The sequence below is a fragment of the Thermosynechococcus sp. QKsg1 genome, from assembly GCF_031586415.1.
GTDB lineage: Bacteria > Cyanobacteriota > Cyanobacteriia > Thermosynechococcales > Thermosynechococcaceae > Thermosynechococcus.
In genome coordinates this window covers 1976337-1994373 of sequence record NZ_CP134200.1, presented here as the reverse complement: position 1 = coordinate 1994373, position 18037 = coordinate 1976337, and the positions used below count along the sequence as shown (strand labels likewise).

The window sequence follows — 18037 nt, the reverse complement described above, 5'->3', positions numbered from 1 at the left end:
TTTGTAAATCATGTGTATTCAGAATCTGGGGCGATAATGGAGATAGAGCGCGATGCACTGAGGTGGGCATGGGACAAGGTTGGCAAGTGGGGCGTGTCTTTGGCATTCCCCTCTACATTGATCGGTCGTGGTTTCTGGTGATTCTGCTGTTTACCTTTCTCAATGGCAGTGACTGGCAGACCACGTACCCGCAGTGGGGAGCACTTGCATGGGGAATGGGATTTGTCGTTTCCCTGCTGTTGTTTGCCTCAGTCTTGCTCCATGAATTGGGGCACAGCTTGGTGGCTCGTTCCCAAGGGATTACGGTGCGCTCGATTACCCTTTTTCTCTTTGGCGGCATGGCGGCCATTGAACGGGAATCCAATACCCCCGGTCAAGCTTTTCAGGTGGCGATCGCGGGGCCTTTGGTGAGTTTTGCCCTTTTTGCCCTGTTGCAAGGGGCAGCCGTGGTACTGCCGGCGGATCATCCCCTCCATGAACTGTTGCTCTATCTGGCCAATATCAACTTTGTCTTGGGGGTTTTTAACCTTCTGCCGGGACTTCCCCTCGATGGGGGTCAAGTGCTCAAGGCAGCCGTTTGGAAATTGACAGGCAATCGCTTTCAGGGGATGCGCTGGGCGGCGCGATCGGGGCAGATGTTGGGATGGTTAGCTATTAGTTTTGGGCTATTGCTGACCCTCCTTGGCAGTGGTAACGGTCTGTGGTTGGGACTGTTGGGTTGGTTTGCCCTGCAAAATGCGATACTCTACCACCGTCTCAGCCAGCTCCAAGAAACGCTGCTCACTCTAACGGCTGCCGAGGCCATGACACGGGATTTTCGCGTCATTGAGGGGACGCTCTCTCTGCGGGAGTTTGCCGATCGCTATCTCCTCCTGGCTGATCGCCAGCCCACAGCCTACTTTGTCGCCACCGCTGGTCGCTACCGCGGCTATTTGGATCCCCAAGCCTTGAACCATATGGAGCGCAGCCGCTGGGAAGTGACGCCAGTCGAAGAGTTAGCCGTCCCCCTGCGGGCGATCGCCACCGTCAAAGAATCAGACTCTCTCGCCAAGACGGTTTGCACCCTAGAGGAGCAGCAACAACGCTTTGTTACGGTTTTAACCCCTGCCGATGCTGTGGCGGGCGTCATTGATCGCAGCGATGTCCTACTGGCTCTAGCCAAACGGTTGCACTGGCAACTGGGGAAACAGGACATTCAACGCCTCAAGCAAGAAAGGCACTATCCCCCTGAACTGCAATTATTGGAACTGGCAAAAACAGCGCTACAATTTCAGGGGAGCGATCGCGGCACACCCCTCGTCTCTGAAGTTCGCTAGGTATCGTTTTTAATGGGTAATAATGGCTACTGCAACCGCGATCGCTCGAGCAATCATCACCTTTCGGGATTTAGAGACCAAACTAGGCCTCACTAAATCAAGAAACCCTAACTTTTTCCCTGAGTGGCAATCCGCAACATCACAGCTCAGCGATAGGGAAATAGAGGCATTAAACCGCTTATCCCAACGGTATTTACTCTACTTAGAAGAAAGTGAAGTGAGCGAGGGAACGCTAAACATTATCTTGCTATCCCCCTTACTAGACGCATTAGGCTTGTGTGACCCTCCCTATCGCATTCGCGGCGAAACATGGGTAGAAATCCAAACAACAGTTGATAGTGAAGAGGGCAGAATCAGCCTAGAGGGACGGATAGATGCGCTGACCATTCGGGACAACTTCTGGCTAGTCGTGATTGAAGGTAAACGGAGTGGCTTTAGTGTCTTACGCGCTGTGCCCCAAGCCCTTGCCTATATGTCTGCCCGTCCCGACCGCAATATCCCCATTTTTGGCTTGGTGACCAATGGCTATGACTATCTTTTTGTGAAACTGCTCGGTAATGAATTTGCGCTATCCCACAACTTTAGTTTGCTTGGCGATAGCGATCGCAATCTCATCCGCGTCGCCCAGATACTCAAGCATTTAGTCCAGTACATCCCTGTTGCAAAGGACTTTAAGACGCCAAAACCTTCAGATCAGACTAACTAACGCGCCCTGGAGGACTCGAACCCCCGACATCCGGTTTTGGAGACCGACGTTCTACCAACTGAACTAAGGACGCAAGGCTGTTTACAGAGGGCGATCGAACCGTGCTTTGATGCGCGAGGCTTTACCTACGAGGTTGCGCAGGTAGTAGAGTTTGGCACGGCGGACTTTACCCCGCTGGATTACTTTTATACTATCAATTCGTGGCGAATGTAGCAAAAAGACGCGCTCAACGCCCACTCCTTGGAAGACACGGCGCACGGTAATGGTGCGGTTAATGCCCGTGTTGCGCATGGCAATCACATCCCCTTCGTAGGGTTGGACGCGCTCTTTACCGCCTTCTTGAATTTTGACTCCGACCCGAACGCGATCGCCCACATGAATCACGGGCAAGTCAGTCTTCATTTGCTCCGCTTCAATCGAGCGAATAATCTCTTGGGCGTTCATGACAGTTCCTTAACTCGCAATCTCTTAGCATACCCTAAGCATTTAGACTTGTCTAGGCTAGTTTTTCATTTCTTGCCTTGCACATCGCCAAGGGTGTATCCCAAGCTCAGCAGCATCCGCCGCAGTAGGGGCAAGCTCAAGCCAATGACATTACTAGGAGTCCCGACAATTTTCTCGACAAAGGCACCACCTTGGCCATCGAGGGCAAAACAACCAGCACAGGCAAGGGGTTCACCAGAAGCGACATAGGCAGCGATTTCGGCATCGCTAATATCGGCAAAAATAACTTGGGTGGACTCCACCTCAACACAGGTGCGCCCCTGTGCCAAGTCAATCAAGGCATGGCCTGTCAGCAATTCTCCCGTTTGACTGCGCATTTGTTGCCAGCGGGCGATCGCCACCTCCGGTGAGGCTGGTTTACCATAAATTTCTCCCCCTAGAACCAGCACAGAATCACAGCCCAAAATGAGGGCGGGGGGTGGGTAGGTTTGAGCCACTGTTTCTGCCTTACACCGTGCCAGTAATCGCACCAGTTCCGTGGGAGTAGTTGCCTGAATCACGGATTCATCAAAGTGACTGGGTTGAATAATGGGATCAATGCCAACCTGTCGCAGCAGTTGGCGGCGCGCCGGCGAAGCAGAGGCAAGAACAAAGGGCACCATAGGACTGCTTGCTAAGTAACCGATTCTTATGATCTCACATTGAAATTGTTAAACCTGCATGAGGTGTCCCATTGAGGGTTTATTATCTAGGTGTTGCGTCTGGAGCCAAACCAATGACCAGTGCGGCCTACACCTACACTCCCCCCGGCGGCCTACCCCAAGATGCGTCGTTACCCGATCACTTTTTGGCCTACAAAACCCTCCAGTCGCTGCCGGAAATTTGGCCTCTCCTAGCGCAACGCCATGGGGAGGTGGTGGCTGTTGATGCGCCCTACGAAGACCCTCCGACGCGCATTACCTACAGTGAACTCTATCAACGCATTCAACGCTTTGCTGCTGGCCTACAAGCGCTGGGTGTCGCTGCCGGCGATCGCGTGGCCTTATTTGCTGACAATAGTCCCCGCTGGCTGATTGCCGATCAAGGCAGTATGATGGCCGGTGCCATTAATGTGGTGCGCAGTGGTACCGCAGAGGCCCAAGAACTGCTCTACATTCTGCGCGATAGTGGCGCAACCCTGCTGCTGATTGAAAACTTGGCCACCTTGCGCAAACTTCAAGAGGGTTTAGCAGAGACAGGGGTGGAAACTGTTGTGCTCTTAAGTGCAGAATCCCCAGAACTTGAGCATTTTCCCCTGCGGCTCTTGAATTTTGGTCAAGTCTTTACGGAAGGACAATATGGCACAGTGCGGGCAGTCGCCATTACCCCCGATGACTTGGCAACGCTGATGTACACCTCCGGTACCACAGGTCAACCCAAGGGCGTGATGGTCACCCATGGGGGGCTACTGAGTCAAATTGTCAATCTCTGGGCAATTGTGCAACCGCAGGTGGGCGATCGCATTCTCAGTATCTTGCCCATTTGGCATGCCTACGAACGGGTGGCCGAGTACTTTCTCTTTGCCTGTGGCTGTAGCCAAACCTATACTAACCTCCGTCACTTCAAGAATGACTTAAAACGGTGTAAGCCCCACTACATGATTGCCGTACCTCGTATCTGGGAAGGCTTTTATGAAGGGGTGCAAAAGCAACTGCGCGATGCCCCGGCCACAAAGCGGCGTCTTGCCCAGTTTTTCCTCAGTGTGGGCCAGCAATATGTCCTGCAACGGCGACTGCTCACCGGCCTCAGCCTGACCAACCCCCATCCCAGCGGTTGGCAAAAATTGGTTGCCCGTCTGCAAACCTTTTTCCTCAAGCCTCTCTACGAACTGGGGGAGAAGCGTGTCTATAGCAAAATTCGTGAAGCCACAGGCGGTGAAATTAAACAGGTGATTAGTGGTGGCGGTGCCCTTGCCCCCCATTTGGACACATTCTATGAAGTCATCAACCTAGAAGTGCTAGTGGGCTATGGCCTCACAGAAACGGCTGTGGTACTGACCGCTCGCCGCTCTTGGGCAAATCTACGCGGCTCCACCGGCCGTCCCATTCCCGATACCGCCATTAAGATTGTGGATCCCGAAACTAAAGCCCCCGTCGAGTTTGGCCAAAAAGGACTGGTGATGGCCAAAGGGCCACAGGTGATGCGCGGCTACTACAACAAACCGGAGGCCACTGCCAAGGTGCTGGATGCTGAGGGCTGGTTTGACACGGGCGACTTGGGCTACCTCACCCCCAATGGCGATTTGGTGCTGACGGGGCGGCAGAAGGACACGATTGTTCTCAGCAACGGCGAAAATATTGAACCGCAGCCCATTGAGGATGCCTGTATCCGCAGCGCCTACATTGACCAGATTATGCTGGTGGGTCAAGATCAAAAAGCCTTGGGTGCCTTGATTGTGCCTAATTTGGAAGCGCTGGAGCAGTGGGTGGCTGCCAAGGGGTACCGGCTAGAGTTGCCGAACCGACCGGCACCAGCGGGCACGGGTGAACTGGTGACGCTGGAGAGCAAAGTGATTATTGATCTCTACCGCCAAGAACTGCTGCGGGAAGTGCAAAATCGCCCCGGCTATCGCCCAGATGATCGCATTGCCACATTTCGCTTTGTCCTCGAACCCTTTACGATAGAGAATGGTCTTTTGACCCAAACCCTAAAAATTCGTCGTCATGTCGTGAGCGATCGCTACCGCGATATGATTAACGCCATGTTTGAGTAATCTCCATGACAGACCCTATGGATACTAAACTGCTCCTGCGGCGCCAGATTATGGTGAAAGCAATCGTCACTCCCGAGTGGAAAGACGATGCCCAAAGGCAGCTTCAGGCACAACTAAATCAAGTGGATGGCCAAATTCAGCAGTTGGATTTTCAATTGCAGCAAGTGATTGACGAACTGCGCAAAAGTAATGAAGCAGCGGATGTGGTCAATGCCCGTATTCAAGAGGTTCAAGGACAAGCCAACAACCAAAAGGCGCAACTGTTGCAGCAAAAAAATCTGATTCTTCAACAATTGGATCAGGTGCAACGCCTAGAAATGGGGCAGGAAGTGGATCAAGGTCAAGTGGATAATTTCTTCTATGTCACTAAAGGAGACAACTTGATCCAAAAAATGCAGGTGGAGATTCTCCTGCGCAATGGCGTCATCGAAGAAATTCGCGGCACGCTCTAACTTTTACCTTTCATCTTTAGTGAATTTGACTCCCTCTCGATTGCCAACCAAGGATAGCAGCCTCTATGATTCGTGAACTGTTCATGCCCGCCCTCAGCTCCACCATGACCGAAGGGAAAATTGTCTCTTGGGTGAAATCTCCCGGCGATAAGGTGGCCAAGGGGGAAACCGTGCTGATTGTGGAATCCGACAAGGCCGATATGGATGTGGAGTCCTTCTACGACGGCTATTTGGCGGTGATTACCGTGCCTGCTGGCGAAGTGGCACCCGTCGGTTCCACCATTGGCCTCGTGGCAGAAACAGAAGCAGAAATTGCGGAAGCAGAGGCAAAGGCCAAGTCCCTTGGGGCGGCGACCAGTTCTACGACGAGTTCTGCAGCAACGGCCTCGACTCCCGCTGCGGCCACAAGTAATGGCTCCGCAACGGCTCCTGTGGCAGTGGCTTCTCCCACCAGTGCTGTTGCTGCAACTACTGGGCGAGTGGTTGCTTCCCCCCGTGCCCGCAAATTGGCCAAGGAACACAAAATTGATTTGCAGACGCTCAAGGGAACGGGTCCCAATGGTCGGATTACCGCCGCTGATGTGGAAGCCTTGATTGGTGCGCCTGCAACTCCCGTTACACCAGTAGCGACACCCCCTGTCCCCACAGCCCCCCCTGCGACTGCCCCGGTCGTCGCCAAAGAGGATCTGGTGCCCCTGACAACGCTACAAAATGCCGTGGTGCGGAATATGGTGGCCAGCCTTGGCATTCCCGATTTCCACGTGGCCTACACGATTACAACGGATGCGTTGGATCGGCTGTACCAGCAAATCAAGTCAAAAGGGGTGACAATGACGGCGCTCCTTGCCAAGGCGATCGCCCTGACGCTGCAAAAACACCCGATCATGAATGCCTATTACACGGAGCAAGGGATTCAATACCGTCGCGACATTAACATTGCTGTGGCTGTAGCGATGCCGGGGGGTGGCCTGATTACACCGGTGCTGAAGAACGCCGACCAAGTTGACATCTACAGCCTCTCGCGCACTTGGAAAGAATTGGTGGAGCGGGCGCGCGCCAAGCAACTGCAACCTGAGGAGTACAGCACGGGTACCTTTAGTCTCTCCAATTTAGGAATGTTCGGGGTTGACTTCTTCGACGCCATTCTCACCCCCGGTCAAGGAGCCATTATGGCGGTGGGGGCGTCGCGTCCGACGGTGGTTGCCACCGAGGATGGCCTGCTGGGGGTGAAACGGCAGATGAAGGTGAATATCACCTGTGATCACCGTGTGATCTATGGTGCCGATGCTGCCGCTTTCCTTCAGGATTTGGCGAAACTGATTGAAACCAATCCCCAAGCCTTGACGCTCTAAGACGCTCTAAACTGTGACTGCCCTGCTGGAAATCAGGGATCTCCATTTTGGCTATGGGGCAACCCCCTCACTGCTTCAAGGGGTCAGTCTCACGGTGCAAGGGAGCGATCGCCTAGGCATCATGGGGGACAATGGTTCTGGCAAAACCACACTTCTGCTGCTCTGTGCTGCTGTTCTCAAGCCACAGCGGGGAACGATCACCTGCTTGGGACAGTCGGTGGTGGCTGGACAGTTTCAACCGGCGGTGGGGGTCGTGCTGCAACATCCAGCGGATCAGTTAATTGGGGCTACCGTGGCCGAGGATGTCGCCTTTGGCCCAGAAAACTTGGGCTGTTCCCCTCCAGAGGTTCAGCAGCGAGTTCACCAAGCCTTGGCCAAGACAGGAACCAGTCACTTGGCCGATCGCATGCCCCATCAACTGTCGGGAGGCGAACAACGCATGGTGGCGATCGCGGGCATTTTAGCCATGCAGCCCCAGTTGATTCTCTATGATGAACCCACGGCCTTTTTGGATCAGCGAAGTTGTGGCACGTTGATCGAGTTTTTGCAGGCGGATACCACCCCCGGTCTCATCGTCAGTCATGACCCTGCATTTTTACGCAGAGTCTGTACTCAGATTTTTCTCCTAGAGTCAGGACATCTCCGTCCACTGGCGCTGTAACCTATGCTGCATCGTCGCGTTTGGCTGTTGTTCGTGCTCTTCTGTTGGAGTTTGTGTTGGACGATTTGGCCAGTACAGGCACAAAACTCAACGCTGATTCGCGGCGTCTGGCTGACAACCAATGATTTACCGATCCTGCGCGATCGCCCTCGGTTGGAGGCAACCCTCAATGATTTACAGCGGTTGAACTTCAACACTCTCTATCCCGTTGTCTGGAACTCTGGGTATGTCAGTTTCCCCAGTGCTACGGCTAGGAATCTGGGCATCCAGCCCTTTGTGCTGCGAGGGATTCAGGACTACGACCTTCTTTGGGAACTCACCCAGCAGGCGCACTGCCGTAATCTGTTGGTCATTCCTTGGTTTGAATTTGGCTTCATGGTGCCAGAAACCTCAGAACTCGCCCTTGCCCATCCAGACTGGCTCACCCAAGGGGTCAATGGTCAAACCACTCGCTTAACGGCGGCTGGTGAAGTAGCTTGGATGAATCCCTTTCATCCTGAGGTGCAGGCTTTCTTGACCAACATTGTCCTAGAGGTGCTGCGGCAGTATCCCGTGGATGGGGTGCAGTTTGATGACCACCTCAGCCTGCCCGTGGAGTTTGGCTACGATGACTACACCCGTGCCCTCTATCAGCAGGAAACCCAAAAGCCCGTTCCCGACAATCCCCGTGATCCCGACTGGATGCGCTGGCGGGCTGACAAGCTAACTGCCTTTGTGCAAACGTTGCGGCAGCGGGTCAAGCAAGAATTTCCCAATGCCATTTTTTCCGTCTCACCGACCACATTGCCCACCGCCTACCAGACATTTCTCCAAGATTGGCCGCAGTGGGTCGCCCTCGGCCTCCTCGATGAAGTGATTGTGCAAGTCTATCGCTACAATCTCCCCAGCTTTGTGCAGCAGTTAACTCAGCCAGAGATGCTCCACGCCCAAGCGAAAATTCCCACTGCCGTTGGTGTCCTCACGGGGCTACGCACCAACCCTGTGCCCATTGAACTGGTGGATGCCAAGGTAGAAGCCGCGCTGCGATCAGGGTTAGGGGTGTCCTTTTTCTCCTTTGAAACGTTATGGGGGCGTGGTCCCGAACCGCGCGATCGCCGCCAAAATACGATCCTCTTTCATTTTCGCCAGCCCCTGCCAAGGCGGTTGTTTGCTCAAGCCTGTCCAACTCCCTAGAGCTTACTGCCGCACTCTGGACAAAAGCGATGGGTCGAAATTGTCTTTGCCCCACAGTTGGCGCAGTAGATTAATTCGGCAGCCTTTTCCAGCACCTTGCGTTCCGGCAGCCCTAGCATTTGGGAGTTGGCTTTGCCGGGAGCCACCATCGGATAGCAATTTTCCTCACGAGTGACATGGGCATCTAGGAGCACGGGGCCATCGTAAGCTAAGACCTCTTGGACAATGGCATCCAAATCGTGGCGATCGCTCACCCGCAACCCCTTAACCCCGTAGGCCTCCGCCAATTTCACAAAATCGGGCATCCCCTTGGCCATATTGGAATGGGAATAACGCTTCTCGTAAAAGGCCTGTTGCCACTGGCGCACCATTCCCTGCCAAAAATTGTTAATAATCACCGTCTTGACAGCAATACCGTACTGCGCCAATGTGGCCAACTCTTGGGAATTCATTTGAAAACTGGCATCGCCACTAATACAGATCACCTGTTGATCGGGTAGTGCCACCTTCACCCCCATTGCTGCAGGCATGCCAAAGCCCATCGTGCCCAAGCCAGCACTGGAGATCCAACGCCGCGGGCCATTTTTCAGGAATTGCGCTGCCCACATCTGGTGCTGACCCACATCAGTCGTGTAGTAGGCATCAGGCGCATGGCGGCCAAAGGCAACAATCACCTCTTGGGGCGAGAGTTCACCACTGGGTTGCGGCACGACAAGGGGATAGTCCTCTTTCCAGACCTTGATGCGCTCGAGCCACACCTGGGTGGCGGGTTCAACGGCTTCACCACTGTCTTCAATGTGCTTGAGAAGTTGCTGGAGCACGGGTTTAACGCTGCCAACAATCGGCACATCCGGCACGCGGTTTTTGCCCACCTCGGCAGGATCAATGTCAATGTGAATCACCTTAGCGCGGGAGGCAAATTCATCCAGTTTACCGGTGACGCGATCGTCAAACCGCGCCCCCACGGCAATCAATAGATCACACTCACTGACGGCAAAGTTGGCATAGGCGGTGCCATGCATCCCCAACATACCCACGGAGAGGGGATGGGACTCAGGAAACGCCCCCTTGCCCATCAGGGTTGTTGTCACCGGAATCTGGAATAACTCAGCTAACTTGAGCACTTCCTCGTGAGCACCTGCTGTAATTGCACCGCCGCCCACATAGAGCAAGGGTCGCTTGGCCTCACGAATCAGTTGAACCGCTTGGGCAATTTGGCGCACATTGCCGCGAATCGTGGGACGATAGCCCCTTAGCTTGACTTGCCCCGGCTCGATCGGTTCATACTCACAGACCTCTAGCCCCACATCCTTGGGAATATCCACGAGCACCGGCCCTGGCCGACCGGTGGTGGCAATGTAGATTGCCTCAGCAACAATCCGTGCCATGTCCTTGGCTGCCCGCACGACGTAGGAGTGCTTGACAATGGGCAGCGTAATGCCAAAGATATCCGTTTCCTGAAAGGCATCGGTGCCAATGGCGGAGCGAGACACCTGACCGGTGATCACCAGCAGGGGAATCGAATCCATGTGGGCTGTGGCAATGCCTGTCACTAAGTTGGTTGCTCCTGGCCCTGAAGTGGCAAAACAGACGCCCACTTGACCTGTAGCACGAGCGTAGCCGTCAGCGGCATGGGCTGCCCCCTGTTCGTGGCGTACTAGAATATGCTGAATCTTTCCCTGCGACTCAGCACGGTAAAGCTCATCATAAATTGGTAAAATTGCGCCCCCGGGATAGCCAAAAATATGCTTAACGCCGTGACGGCATAGAGTATCAATAAGAATGTATGCTCCAGTTGCTTGCACAGGCCAACCTCGTCAGGCAGTGGTGGTAGATGTTTCTAAATTCTAATTTTTCAATTAGGGTCTCGGCAAGAGCACAAAGGCTTGAAAGCATTGAATTGTTGGCCTTAAACTCCTCAATGCTTAACATATCTTTGCAATTAGTGCCTGCCTTTGCTGAAAAAACAAAAAACGATATTTAGTTAGGCAAAATGCGCATTAAGGTTTGACCATACTCAATTGGTTCAGCATTTTGCACCAGAATTTCGACCACTTGGCCATTGACTTCGGCTTCAATTTCATTCATCAGCTTCATGGCTTCAATGATGCAAACCACTTGGCCTTTTTTCACTGTGTCGCCCACTTCGACAAAAGGGGGTTCATCGGGAGCGGGGGCACGATAAAAGGTACCTACCATTGGCGCCACAACATCCACGGTTTTACGGTTGGCGGGAGGTGGCGTTGGTTCCAGATCGGGGGTAACGGCTGGAGGGGGCACAGGGGTGGGCGTGACGGTTGATGCAGGAGCTGGAGCCACAACCACGGGGGCGCTGCCACTGATCTGCTCACGCTTGCGGAGTTGAAGTTCCAGTTCGCCACTCTTAAGATTGAGTTCGGTGACGCTGGTTTGGTCAAACATTAGTAGCAGTTCGCGTACTTGGTTGAGGTCAAGCTCCACACCCATTACTCCTATTCGCGGCCAAGATACGTATCTGAGCGAGTATCAATGCGAATCCGCTCGCCTACGGAGATAAATAACGGTACCATGACTTGGGCACCGGTTTCGACAATGGCGGGTTTCGATCCACCAGTGGCAGTATCCCCTTTAACCCCCGGATCGGTTTGCACCACTTCTAAAACAACGGAGTTGGGTAGCTCCACCTCAAGGACTTGCTCACCCCATTTGACAATATTGACTTCCATTCCTTCTTTGAGATACTTGGCGCGATCGCCCATTTGTGCGGGCGTGAGGCGAGCCTCCTCATAGCTTTCCATGTCCATAAAGACATAGTCTTCGCCATCTTTGTAGGTATGCTGCATGGTGCGTTTTTCAAGGGTGGCTTGGGGAACGGTCTCGCCGGCGCGGAAGGTGCGCTCAATCACGTTGCCCGTTTGTACATTCTTTAGCTTTGTTCGCACAAAGGCTGAGCCTTTACCGGGTTTGACGTGCAAAAATTCGACGACTCGCCAGACGGCACCATCCAGCTCAATACTTACACCGGGGCGAAAATCATTACTGGAAATCATGTCCTACCGTGCAGTTCACCAAGCTATTATTGTATCCTTGAGCGTTGCCCTTCCTAAACATTGTTCAGCAGATTTCCCTAGAGTCAGATCCATTGCCATCCCTTGCAATTCCCAAAGGGCGATCGCCCCTGCAAATGCTAGACTAAGGAAATGTGAACGATACGCCAAGGACAGTAACAATGGCTGCAACCCTTGAACTAAGTCAAGAAAACGTCGAAAAAGTCCTTGATGAACTGCGCCCCTATTTGATGGCCGACGGCGGTAATGTCGAACTTGTGGAAATTGAAGGACCTGTGGTACGGCTGCGCTTACAGGGTGCCTGTGGCTCTTGTCCTAGTTCGACGATGACGCTGCGCATGGGGATTGAGCGCAAGTTGAAGGAAGCCATTCCAGAGATTGCTGAAGTCCAGCAGGTTCCCTAGGTTGCTGGCTGCTAGGGAGAGATAGAGAGTGGCGATCGCGATCCAGTTAACGCCAGATCAAATTGATCGTCTTGATGTATCTCCCCTGCAACAAGTCCTTGCTCCCCTGATTGCAGAGCAGCGGCTTCTAGATCATCACCAAGCACTACGTTTTGTCATTGACTACCCGCGGCCAGCTGATGAGCCTGATCTAGAGCTTTCGGAATTGCCAGCTGTGCGCCTTTGGTTCATTCGTGCTGATGTCTGCTACCCATGGTTGCCCTACTTATTGGATTGGTCAGCGGGTGAACTGGTGCGGTATGGGGCAATGCTGGTGCCCCACGAATTTCATCCGCAGCAGGGTATTATCTTCAACCCCCAAGCCCTTGATATTTTTGTGATGGCCAAGGTCTTTACCCTTTGGCAATGGCTTCAGGGACAGGGCTATCCTGCTGCTGAAAAAATTAAAGGCATGGCAGCGATGTTTGGCTATGAGCTAGATACGGCTCTTTTTGACCTCCTTGAGTTTTGAAGGCTCCCTAGCGCTATGGCGGTCATCGCACTGGGGATTGATTTTGGTACCTCGGGGGCGCGGGCGATCGCCATCGATCCTGAAGGCAAGATTCTCGCCACTGCCCGTCGTCCGTTGCACCAGCCCGAACGCCCCCAAGAATGGGCGGCAACTCTGCGGGCGTTGATTTTAGATATTCCAAGCGCTATCCGTCAGCAAATTCAGCGGATTGCTATTGATGCCACCTCTAGCACCGTTTTCCTCTGTGATGCTCAGGGGCAGCCCTGCTCACCCGTTCTCCTCTACAACGACGATCGCGCCCAGAATCACGTTCAAACCCTGCGGCAGATTTTAACCACGGATCACCTTGTCCTGAGTGCCACCAGTAGTCTCGTTAAGCTGTTGTGGCTCCAGACCCACTACCCCACGGTCAACGCTGTTTTGGTACACCAAGCCGATTGGCTGGCCTTTTTGCTCCATGGTCAACTGGGCATTTCCGACTGGCACAATGCCCTGAAGTTGGGCTATGACCCGGCACAGGAAGCTTACCCCGACTGGTTCAGCCACCCCACACTTGCGTCCTTGCAGCCGCTGCTCCCTAAGGTCATTCCCCCCGGTACAGTTCTGGGAAAGGTCACAGCCACCGATTTAGGCTTGTCTCCAAAGTGTGAGGTGTGTGCCGGTACCACCGATAGCATTGCCGCCTTCTTGGCTAGTGGTGCCTCGGAGGTGGGTGAGGCGGTGACATCCTTGGGGTCAACTCTTGTACTGAAGCTTTTGAGTACCTCTAGGGTAGAGGATGTGACAGCAGGCATCTATAGTCATCGCTTGGGCGATCGCAGCTCGCGCGCCGTAGGCGATCGCTGGCTGGTGGGGGGTGCCTCCAACTGTGGCGCCGCAATTTTAGCCCAGTTTTTTACCCCAGCGGAACTAGAGCGCCTCAGCGCCCAAATCGATGTCAATCAACCCACGGGGTTGGACTACTATCCTCTGCTCAAGCGGGGTGAGCGCTTTCCCATCAACGATCCGCATCTTGAACCGCGCCTAGAACCCCGACCCGACGACCCTCGCCTCTTTTTGCAGGGACTTCTCGAAAGTCTCAGCCGCATTGAAGCCCAAGGCTATCAACAATTACAACGTCTGGGTGCCTCGCCCTTGAAACGGGTCTGGACGGCGGGGGGCGGTGCCCGTAATCCCGCATGGTTAGCCCTCCGCCAGCAATACCTAGGGGTTCCCGTGGCCGTTTCACCTCAAACAGAGGCCGCCTATGGAACAGCTCGTCTCGCTCAATCATAAAGTTATGTTTGTTTTTTGATAAATTACAACTCTTTTCTTAAATATTCGACAAAGATTGGACACATATAGCCATTTCGAAAGGAGATGAGATATTTTCAAGAAGGATAGGTTATACTCAAAGCATCATGAATGTTACTCAAGAATATGAGCTATAGCTTGGACTGACGAGAGCGGGTTGTCTCCTATATCAAGCAAGGCGGCAAAATCAGTGAAACGACTCAGAACTTTCAGGTGAGCCGCGCCGCCATCCATCGCTGGCTGAAGCGAGACGACTTAGCGCCCACGGTTGTCCCCCGTTGTCCTTGGAAGCTGGATTGGGCGGCCTTAGCAGCGGATGTTGCTGCCCATCCCGATGACCGTTTATCGACCGTGCCCAGCGATTTGGCGTCCAAGTTTCCACCATTAGTTACGCCCTCGACCAGATGGGCATCACCCGAAAAAAAACAGATGCGTTACCAAGAACGGTGTGAAGAAGAGCGGCAAGCGTATCAACAGCAGCTCGACACATGGGTAGAGAGCCATGGGGAGGAAACAGTGGTGTCTATCCTTGTCAAAAGAGCTGTATCAGACTTTGCGATAGTGACAAAGGATCGTCTATCCTCAAAAAAAGTAGAACTCCTATGTTCTGAAGATCATGTCTTTCCTAGAAGCTATACGCAGAAAAATTCTGTTTGAGTTTACTGCTACCCACCTCGAATCTGTTTTTATACCTAGCTTCCTCAAACGCTGGATTGTTCACCAGCATGATTGCCCTATATTCCTTCAAGAGACCCTAGCTAGAGATACTCACTGGCAAGTGCGTCAAGCAGCAGCAACAAATCCGGAATGTTCACCTTTACTCTTGGAAACCTTGGCTAAAGATACTGAATGGCGAGTCCGACGAGCGGTTGCTGCCAATCCTAATTGCCCTCCAATCTGTCTTGAAACACTGGCAATGGATAGCTATTTTCAGGTGCGTCAGCAGGTCGCAGCTCATTCTCAATGCCCCCCCGCTATTCTCAACTGCCTTGCTCAAGATCAATACTATCAAGTGCGGCAGGCTGCTGCTAGCAATCTGCAAAAACTTACCTCTTCTCCCCTTGAGCAGCTAGCACAGGATGACTACTGGCAAGTACGAGCCGCTGTTGCCGCCCATCCCAACTGTCCCGAAACTATCCTAGCTCAGCTTGTTAAGGATCAGTACTGGCAGGTACGTATAGCTGTCGCTCGAAATGCTCAATGCCCCCTTACCCTGAAGCAGACTTTTGAACATGACAGACGAGTTTTTATTCTTCACCAAATACTAAACGGACACTTAAGTTTACTGGGTTTTTCTCTCTTTGTAAAACGGTTGCTTGCTGGGTGCAGATATTGTCCTCTTTGGATTATTGAGGAGCTAGGAAAGGATCAGCATTGGAGAGTGCGTCAAGCTATTGCCAAACATCCCAAATGTCCCCCATCTGTTTTAGAGAATCTAGCCAAGGACAGCTCATGGCAAGTGCGTCAGGCTACTGCTAATCATCCTCAATGCCTTCCTTATCTTCTAGAGACGCTTGCCCAAGATAAGAGCAGTGAAGTGCGTCAGTCTATTGCACAGCGATCTGACTGTCCAGCACATTTGTTAGAAAGACTTTCCCAAGATATTTGTTGGCAAGTACGACAAGCAGTTGCTGAAAATGTAAACTGCCCTCCTACTGCTATAGAAATTCTAGCAAGAGAACGGTTTTTATGGTTAGAGGTGTCAAGGAATCCACAGTGCCCTCCTCAGCTTTGGGAAGTGATGCTCAATCAGGAAAAAACTATTCTTTTGGATCGATTTCTACAGAAATACATCTATTCTTTTTTAAGGTGGTTACCATTTTTTTTCAAAGAACAAATAGCCAATTGGGTGATTAAAAGTTCCAAGGAATGGTCTGAGGCTTTGGTGAGAACATTAGCGAAAGATCCAGATCAAAGGATGCGGTTACAGGTAGTCAGAACTCTGCCCTTTTGGTCTGAAGTGCTACACACTCTTATTCAAGATAAAGACATTAACGTTCAACTAGCTGTTGTCCAGCGCCCAGACTGTCCACCGCAGACATTAGCTATAGGTGCTCAGACGAGTGACTCTTGGTTTGTCCGCAAGACTATTGCTCGGCACCTGAATTGTTCACCTTCTGTCCTAGAGATATTAGCCGCTGATACCTCTGCCAGAGTACGCTTAGCCGTTATTCAAAATCCGAATTGCCCTCCCAATCTTTTAGAGGTATTAGTTAAAGGTGCACATCAGCCTTTAGATACAGTGATAGCGAGTGGAAATGTATCTACTCCCCATCCATTTCAGATCCTGACTGACGATGAGAAGCTGAGCTTGTATTTGGCAGTTGCTCATCATACCAATTGTCCCCCCTCTCTTCTTGAGAGTTTATCTCAGGATATTAATTGGCAAGTGCGCCAAGCAGTTGCTAGCAGTTTGAATTGTCCCTTATCACTCATAGAGAAGCTAGCGGTAGATCAGGATGCCCATGTTCGAGCAGCAGTAGCTAAGCGACTCGATTGTCCCTTACCTGTTCTCCAAAGCCTACTGAAGGATACAGATACACTGGTGCGGAAAGCAGTCGCCAAGAATCCCCAACGGCAAAAGTTAGCTAGTACACTGAACGTTTCTTCTGAAGTCTTAACTATCCTTGCTCAAGATCAAGAGGCTAGTGTCCGCGAAACTGTTGCCAAAAATCCAAAATGTCCTTCCCAAGTACTGGAAATTCTAGCCAAAGATACATATGCCCAAGTAAGACTTGCAGTAGCATTAAGTAAAAGTACTTTATCTTTTTCCTCAATAGAGCTACTATAGCTATTCCAATCAAGAATGAGATATTATCCAGCACAATACTTGCGAATCACCTCATCAATCGAACTGTTTGACCCTGCATACATCCGCGCTCGCTTCAGCGCACTGAAGTCGTGCTCAATCACATTCAAATCAGGAGAGTATTTCGGTAAAAATAACACCTCGTGACCCGCCGCTTTGACCGCTTCCTGAATCGCCCCTTTCGGATGAATCGGTGCATTATCCATAATCAACAACGAAGGTCTCTTTAATGCCGGCAAACAGTACTGACTCAGCCAGCTCACAAACCCTACCGCATTCAAGTATCCGCAAAACAGCATTGGGGCGATGAAGTCTTTCTGGTGTCTATACCGTCCTGCGACTAAACTCTCTCTTTTCTGACGCTTCCCCGCTCGCTCTCCATCAATTCGTTGGCCTCGCGCTGACCACCCATACTCACACGCCACCCAAGAGTCAAACCCCGTTTCATCGATATACACCAGCGTTTCCTTGCCGTGGCTCTCTACCCATGTGTCGAGCTGCTGTTGATACGCTTGTCGCTCTTCTTCACACCGTTCTTGGTAACGTATCTGTTTTTTTTTCGGGTGATGCCCATCTGGGCGAGGGCATAACTAATGGTGGAAACTTGAACGCCAAATCGCTGGGCACGGTCGATTAAACGGTCATCGGGATGGGCAGCAACATCGGCTGCTAAGGCCGCCCAATCCAGCTTCCAAGGACGACGGGGGACAACTGTGGGGGCTAAGTCGTCTCGCTTCAGCCAGCGATGGATAGTGGCGCGGCTCACCTGAAAAATTTGAGTCGCTTCACTGATTTTGCCACCTTGCTTGATATAGGAGACAACCCGCTCTCGTAAGTCCAAGCTATAGCTCATATTCTTGAGTAACATTCATGACTCTTTGAGTATAGCTTATCCCTCTTGAAAATATCTCATCTCCTTTCGAAATGGCTATATCTCAAGACCCAGTATCTGAAGTGCGCGTCGCAGTAGCTAAGCGATTCGATTGTCCTGCCAACATTTTGTTAGCCCTAGCCCAAGATAGCTGTCGTGAAGTTTGGCAAGCAGTCATTAGCAATCCGGAGTGTTCTGAGCAGATTTTATGCTCTTTTGCTAAACATCCAGATGTGGTTGTGCGCG

16 protein-coding genes, 1 tRNA gene and 2 pseudogenes are annotated in these 18037 nt (G+C 52.2%); 12 read left to right on the top strand and 7 right to left on the bottom strand.

The window, feature by feature from the left end; translation table 11 throughout:
- Window positions 1–68 precede the first annotated feature (68 nt).
- Both RHP47_RS09780 and RHP47_RS09775 read left to right on the top strand, forming a co-directional pair.
- The gene (locus tag RHP47_RS09780) at window positions 69–1316 is read left to right on the top strand and encodes a site-2 protease family protein (RefSeq protein ID WP_286625543.1); all 1248 of its coding nucleotides are present in this window, start codon (window positions 69–71) and stop codon (window positions 1314–1316) included.
- 274 nt (window positions 1317–1590) lie between these two features.
- A complete protein-coding gene (locus tag RHP47_RS09775) occupies window positions 1591–2022 on the top strand; it encodes a hypothetical protein (protein WP_286649597.1) in 432 nt (143 codons plus the stop codon).
- On the opposite strand, the gene RHP47_RS09770 is transcribed toward RHP47_RS09775, so the two are convergent.
- The 3 genes from RHP47_RS09770 to RHP47_RS09760 all read right to left on the bottom strand — a co-directional run bounded on the left by RHP47_RS09770 (window position 2023) and on the right by RHP47_RS09760 (window position 3128).
- Window positions 2023–2095: transfer RNA gene (locus tag RHP47_RS09770), tRNA-Trp, on the bottom strand.
- Window positions 2096–2103: 8 nt separating this feature from the next.
- Entirely contained in the window at window positions 2104–2466 is a 363-nt protein-coding gene (gene rplS / locus RHP47_RS09765) for a 50S ribosomal protein L19 (protein ID WP_149820398.1), read from the bottom strand.
- 65 nt (window positions 2467–2531) lie between these two features.
- Window positions 2532–3128, bottom strand: coding sequence for a nucleoside triphosphate pyrophosphatase (locus tag RHP47_RS09760; protein WP_149820396.1), 597 nt, complete (start codon window positions 3126–3128; stop codon window positions 2532–2534).
- Between the two features lie 113 nt (window positions 3129–3241).
- Here RHP47_RS09760 and RHP47_RS09755 point away from each other — a divergent pair, with 113 nt between their 5' ends.
- From RHP47_RS09755 to RHP47_RS09735, 5 genes are all read left to right on the top strand, one after another.
- Complete coding sequence (locus RHP47_RS09755) at window positions 3242–5218, top strand: long-chain fatty acid--CoA ligase (RefSeq protein WP_286649596.1); 1977 nt, start codon at window positions 3242–3244, stop codon at window positions 5216–5218.
- Window positions 5219–5223: 5 nt separating this feature from the next.
- Entirely contained in the window at window positions 5224–5670 is a 447-nt protein-coding gene (locus RHP47_RS09750) for a YlqD family protein (RefSeq protein WP_149820392.1), read from the top strand.
- Between the two features lie 65 nt (window positions 5671–5735).
- Window positions 5736–7022 carry a dihydrolipoamide acetyltransferase family protein gene (locus tag RHP47_RS09745; RefSeq protein WP_302679407.1) on the top strand — a complete coding sequence of 429 codons (1287 nt, stop codon included), beginning with the start codon at window positions 5736–5738 and terminating at the stop codon, window positions 7020–7022.
- A 13-nt stretch (window positions 7023–7035) separates the two neighbouring features.
- Window positions 7036–7683 (top strand): ABC transporter ATP-binding protein, encoded by a 648-nt coding sequence (locus tag RHP47_RS09740; RefSeq protein ID WP_310840365.1) that lies wholly within the window; start codon window positions 7036–7038, stop codon window positions 7681–7683.
- Between the two features lie 3 nt (window positions 7684–7686).
- The gene (locus RHP47_RS09735; RefSeq protein ID WP_310840364.1) at window positions 7687–8856 is read left to right on the top strand and encodes a family 10 glycosylhydrolase; all 1170 of its coding nucleotides are present in this window, start codon (window positions 7687–7689) and stop codon (window positions 8854–8856) included.
- On the opposite strand, the gene ilvB is transcribed toward RHP47_RS09735, so the two are convergent.
- From ilvB to efp, 3 genes are all read right to left on the bottom strand, one after another.
- Window positions 8853–10661 carry a biosynthetic-type acetolactate synthase large subunit gene (gene ilvB / locus RHP47_RS09730; protein ID WP_302679405.1) on the bottom strand — a complete coding sequence of 603 codons (1809 nt, stop codon included), beginning with the start codon at window positions 10659–10661 and terminating at the stop codon, window positions 8853–8855. The two genes, RHP47_RS09735 and ilvB, sit on opposite strands and share 4 nt — an antisense overlap.
- A gap of 175 nt (window positions 10662–10836) precedes the next feature.
- A complete protein-coding gene (accB, locus tag RHP47_RS09725; protein ID WP_315863459.1) occupies window positions 10837–11316 on the bottom strand; it encodes an acetyl-CoA carboxylase biotin carboxyl carrier protein in 480 nt (159 codons plus the stop codon).
- Window positions 11317–11327: 11 nt separating this feature from the next.
- Window positions 11328–11885 (bottom strand): elongation factor P, encoded by a 558-nt coding sequence (efp, locus tag RHP47_RS09720; RefSeq protein ID WP_149820380.1) that lies wholly within the window; start codon window positions 11883–11885, stop codon window positions 11328–11330.
- Between the two features lie 179 nt (window positions 11886–12064).
- On the opposite strand from efp, the gene RHP47_RS09715 reads away from it, so the two are divergent.
- From RHP47_RS09715 to RHP47_RS09700, 5 genes and pseudogenes are all read left to right on the top strand, one after another.
- Complete coding sequence (locus tag RHP47_RS09715; RefSeq protein WP_286625532.1) at window positions 12065–12307, top strand: NifU family protein; 243 nt, start codon at window positions 12065–12067, stop codon at window positions 12305–12307.
- Window positions 12308–12335: 28 nt separating this feature from the next.
- On the top strand, window positions 12336–12818 hold the full coding sequence (locus RHP47_RS09710) for a CRR6 family NdhI maturation factor (protein ID WP_286625530.1): 483 nt from the start codon (window positions 12336–12338) through the stop codon (window positions 12816–12818).
- 15 nt (window positions 12819–12833) lie between these two features.
- Window positions 12834–14093, top strand: coding sequence for an FGGY-family carbohydrate kinase (locus RHP47_RS09705; RefSeq protein WP_310840361.1), 1260 nt, complete (start codon window positions 12834–12836; stop codon window positions 14091–14093).
- Window positions 14094–14279: 186 nt separating this feature from the next.
- Window positions 14280–14563 (top strand): annotated as a pseudogene (locus RHP47_RS13115) (IS630 transposase-related protein).
- 164 nt (window positions 14564–14727) lie between these two features.
- On the top strand, window positions 14728–16902 hold the full coding sequence (locus tag RHP47_RS09700; protein WP_310840360.1) for a HEAT repeat domain-containing protein: 2175 nt from the start codon (window positions 14728–14730) through the stop codon (window positions 16900–16902).
- 23 nt (window positions 16903–16925) lie between these two features.
- On the opposite strand, the pseudogene RHP47_RS09695 reads toward RHP47_RS09700, so the two are convergent.
- A pseudogene (locus RHP47_RS09695) lies at window positions 16926–17773 on the bottom strand (IS630 family transposase).
- Between the last annotated feature and the right edge of the window lie 264 nt (window positions 17774–18037).

Excerpts from the sequence above, each read along its gene's own strand:
- RHP47_RS09780 (WP_286625543.1), top strand. The coding sequence starts at position 69 with ATGGGACAAGGTTGGCAAGTGGGGCGTGTCTTTGGCATTCCCCTCTAC.
- rplS (WP_149820398.1), bottom strand. The coding sequence starts at position 2,466 with ATGAACGCCCAAGAGATTATTCGCTCGATTGAAGCGGAGCAAATGAAG.
- RHP47_RS09760 (WP_149820396.1), bottom strand. The coding sequence starts at position 3,128 with ATGGTGCCCTTTGTTCTTGCCTCTGCTTCGCCGGCGCGCCGCCAACTG.
- RHP47_RS09755 (WP_286649596.1), top strand. The coding sequence starts at position 3,242 with ATGACCAGTGCGGCCTACACCTACACTCCCCCCGGCGGCCTACCCCAA.
- RHP47_RS09750 (WP_149820392.1), top strand. The coding sequence starts at position 5,224 with ATGACAGACCCTATGGATACTAAACTGCTCCTGCGGCGCCAGATTATG.
- RHP47_RS09745 (WP_302679407.1), top strand. The coding sequence starts at position 5,736 with ATGATTCGTGAACTGTTCATGCCCGCCCTCAGCTCCACCATGACCGAA.
- RHP47_RS09735 (WP_310840364.1), top strand. The coding sequence starts at position 7,687 with ATGCTGCATCGTCGCGTTTGGCTGTTGTTCGTGCTCTTCTGTTGGAGT.
- efp (WP_149820380.1), bottom strand. The coding sequence starts at position 11,885 with ATGATTTCCAGTAATGATTTTCGCCCCGGTGTAAGTATTGAGCTGGAT.
- RHP47_RS09715 (WP_286625532.1), top strand. The coding sequence starts at position 12,065 with ATGGCTGCAACCCTTGAACTAAGTCAAGAAAACGTCGAAAAAGTCCTT.
- RHP47_RS09705 (WP_310840361.1), top strand. The coding sequence starts at position 12,834 with ATGGCGGTCATCGCACTGGGGATTGATTTTGGTACCTCGGGGGCGCGG.
- RHP47_RS09700 (WP_310840360.1), top strand. The coding sequence starts at position 14,728 with ATGTCTTTCCTAGAAGCTATACGCAGAAAAATTCTGTTTGAGTTTACT.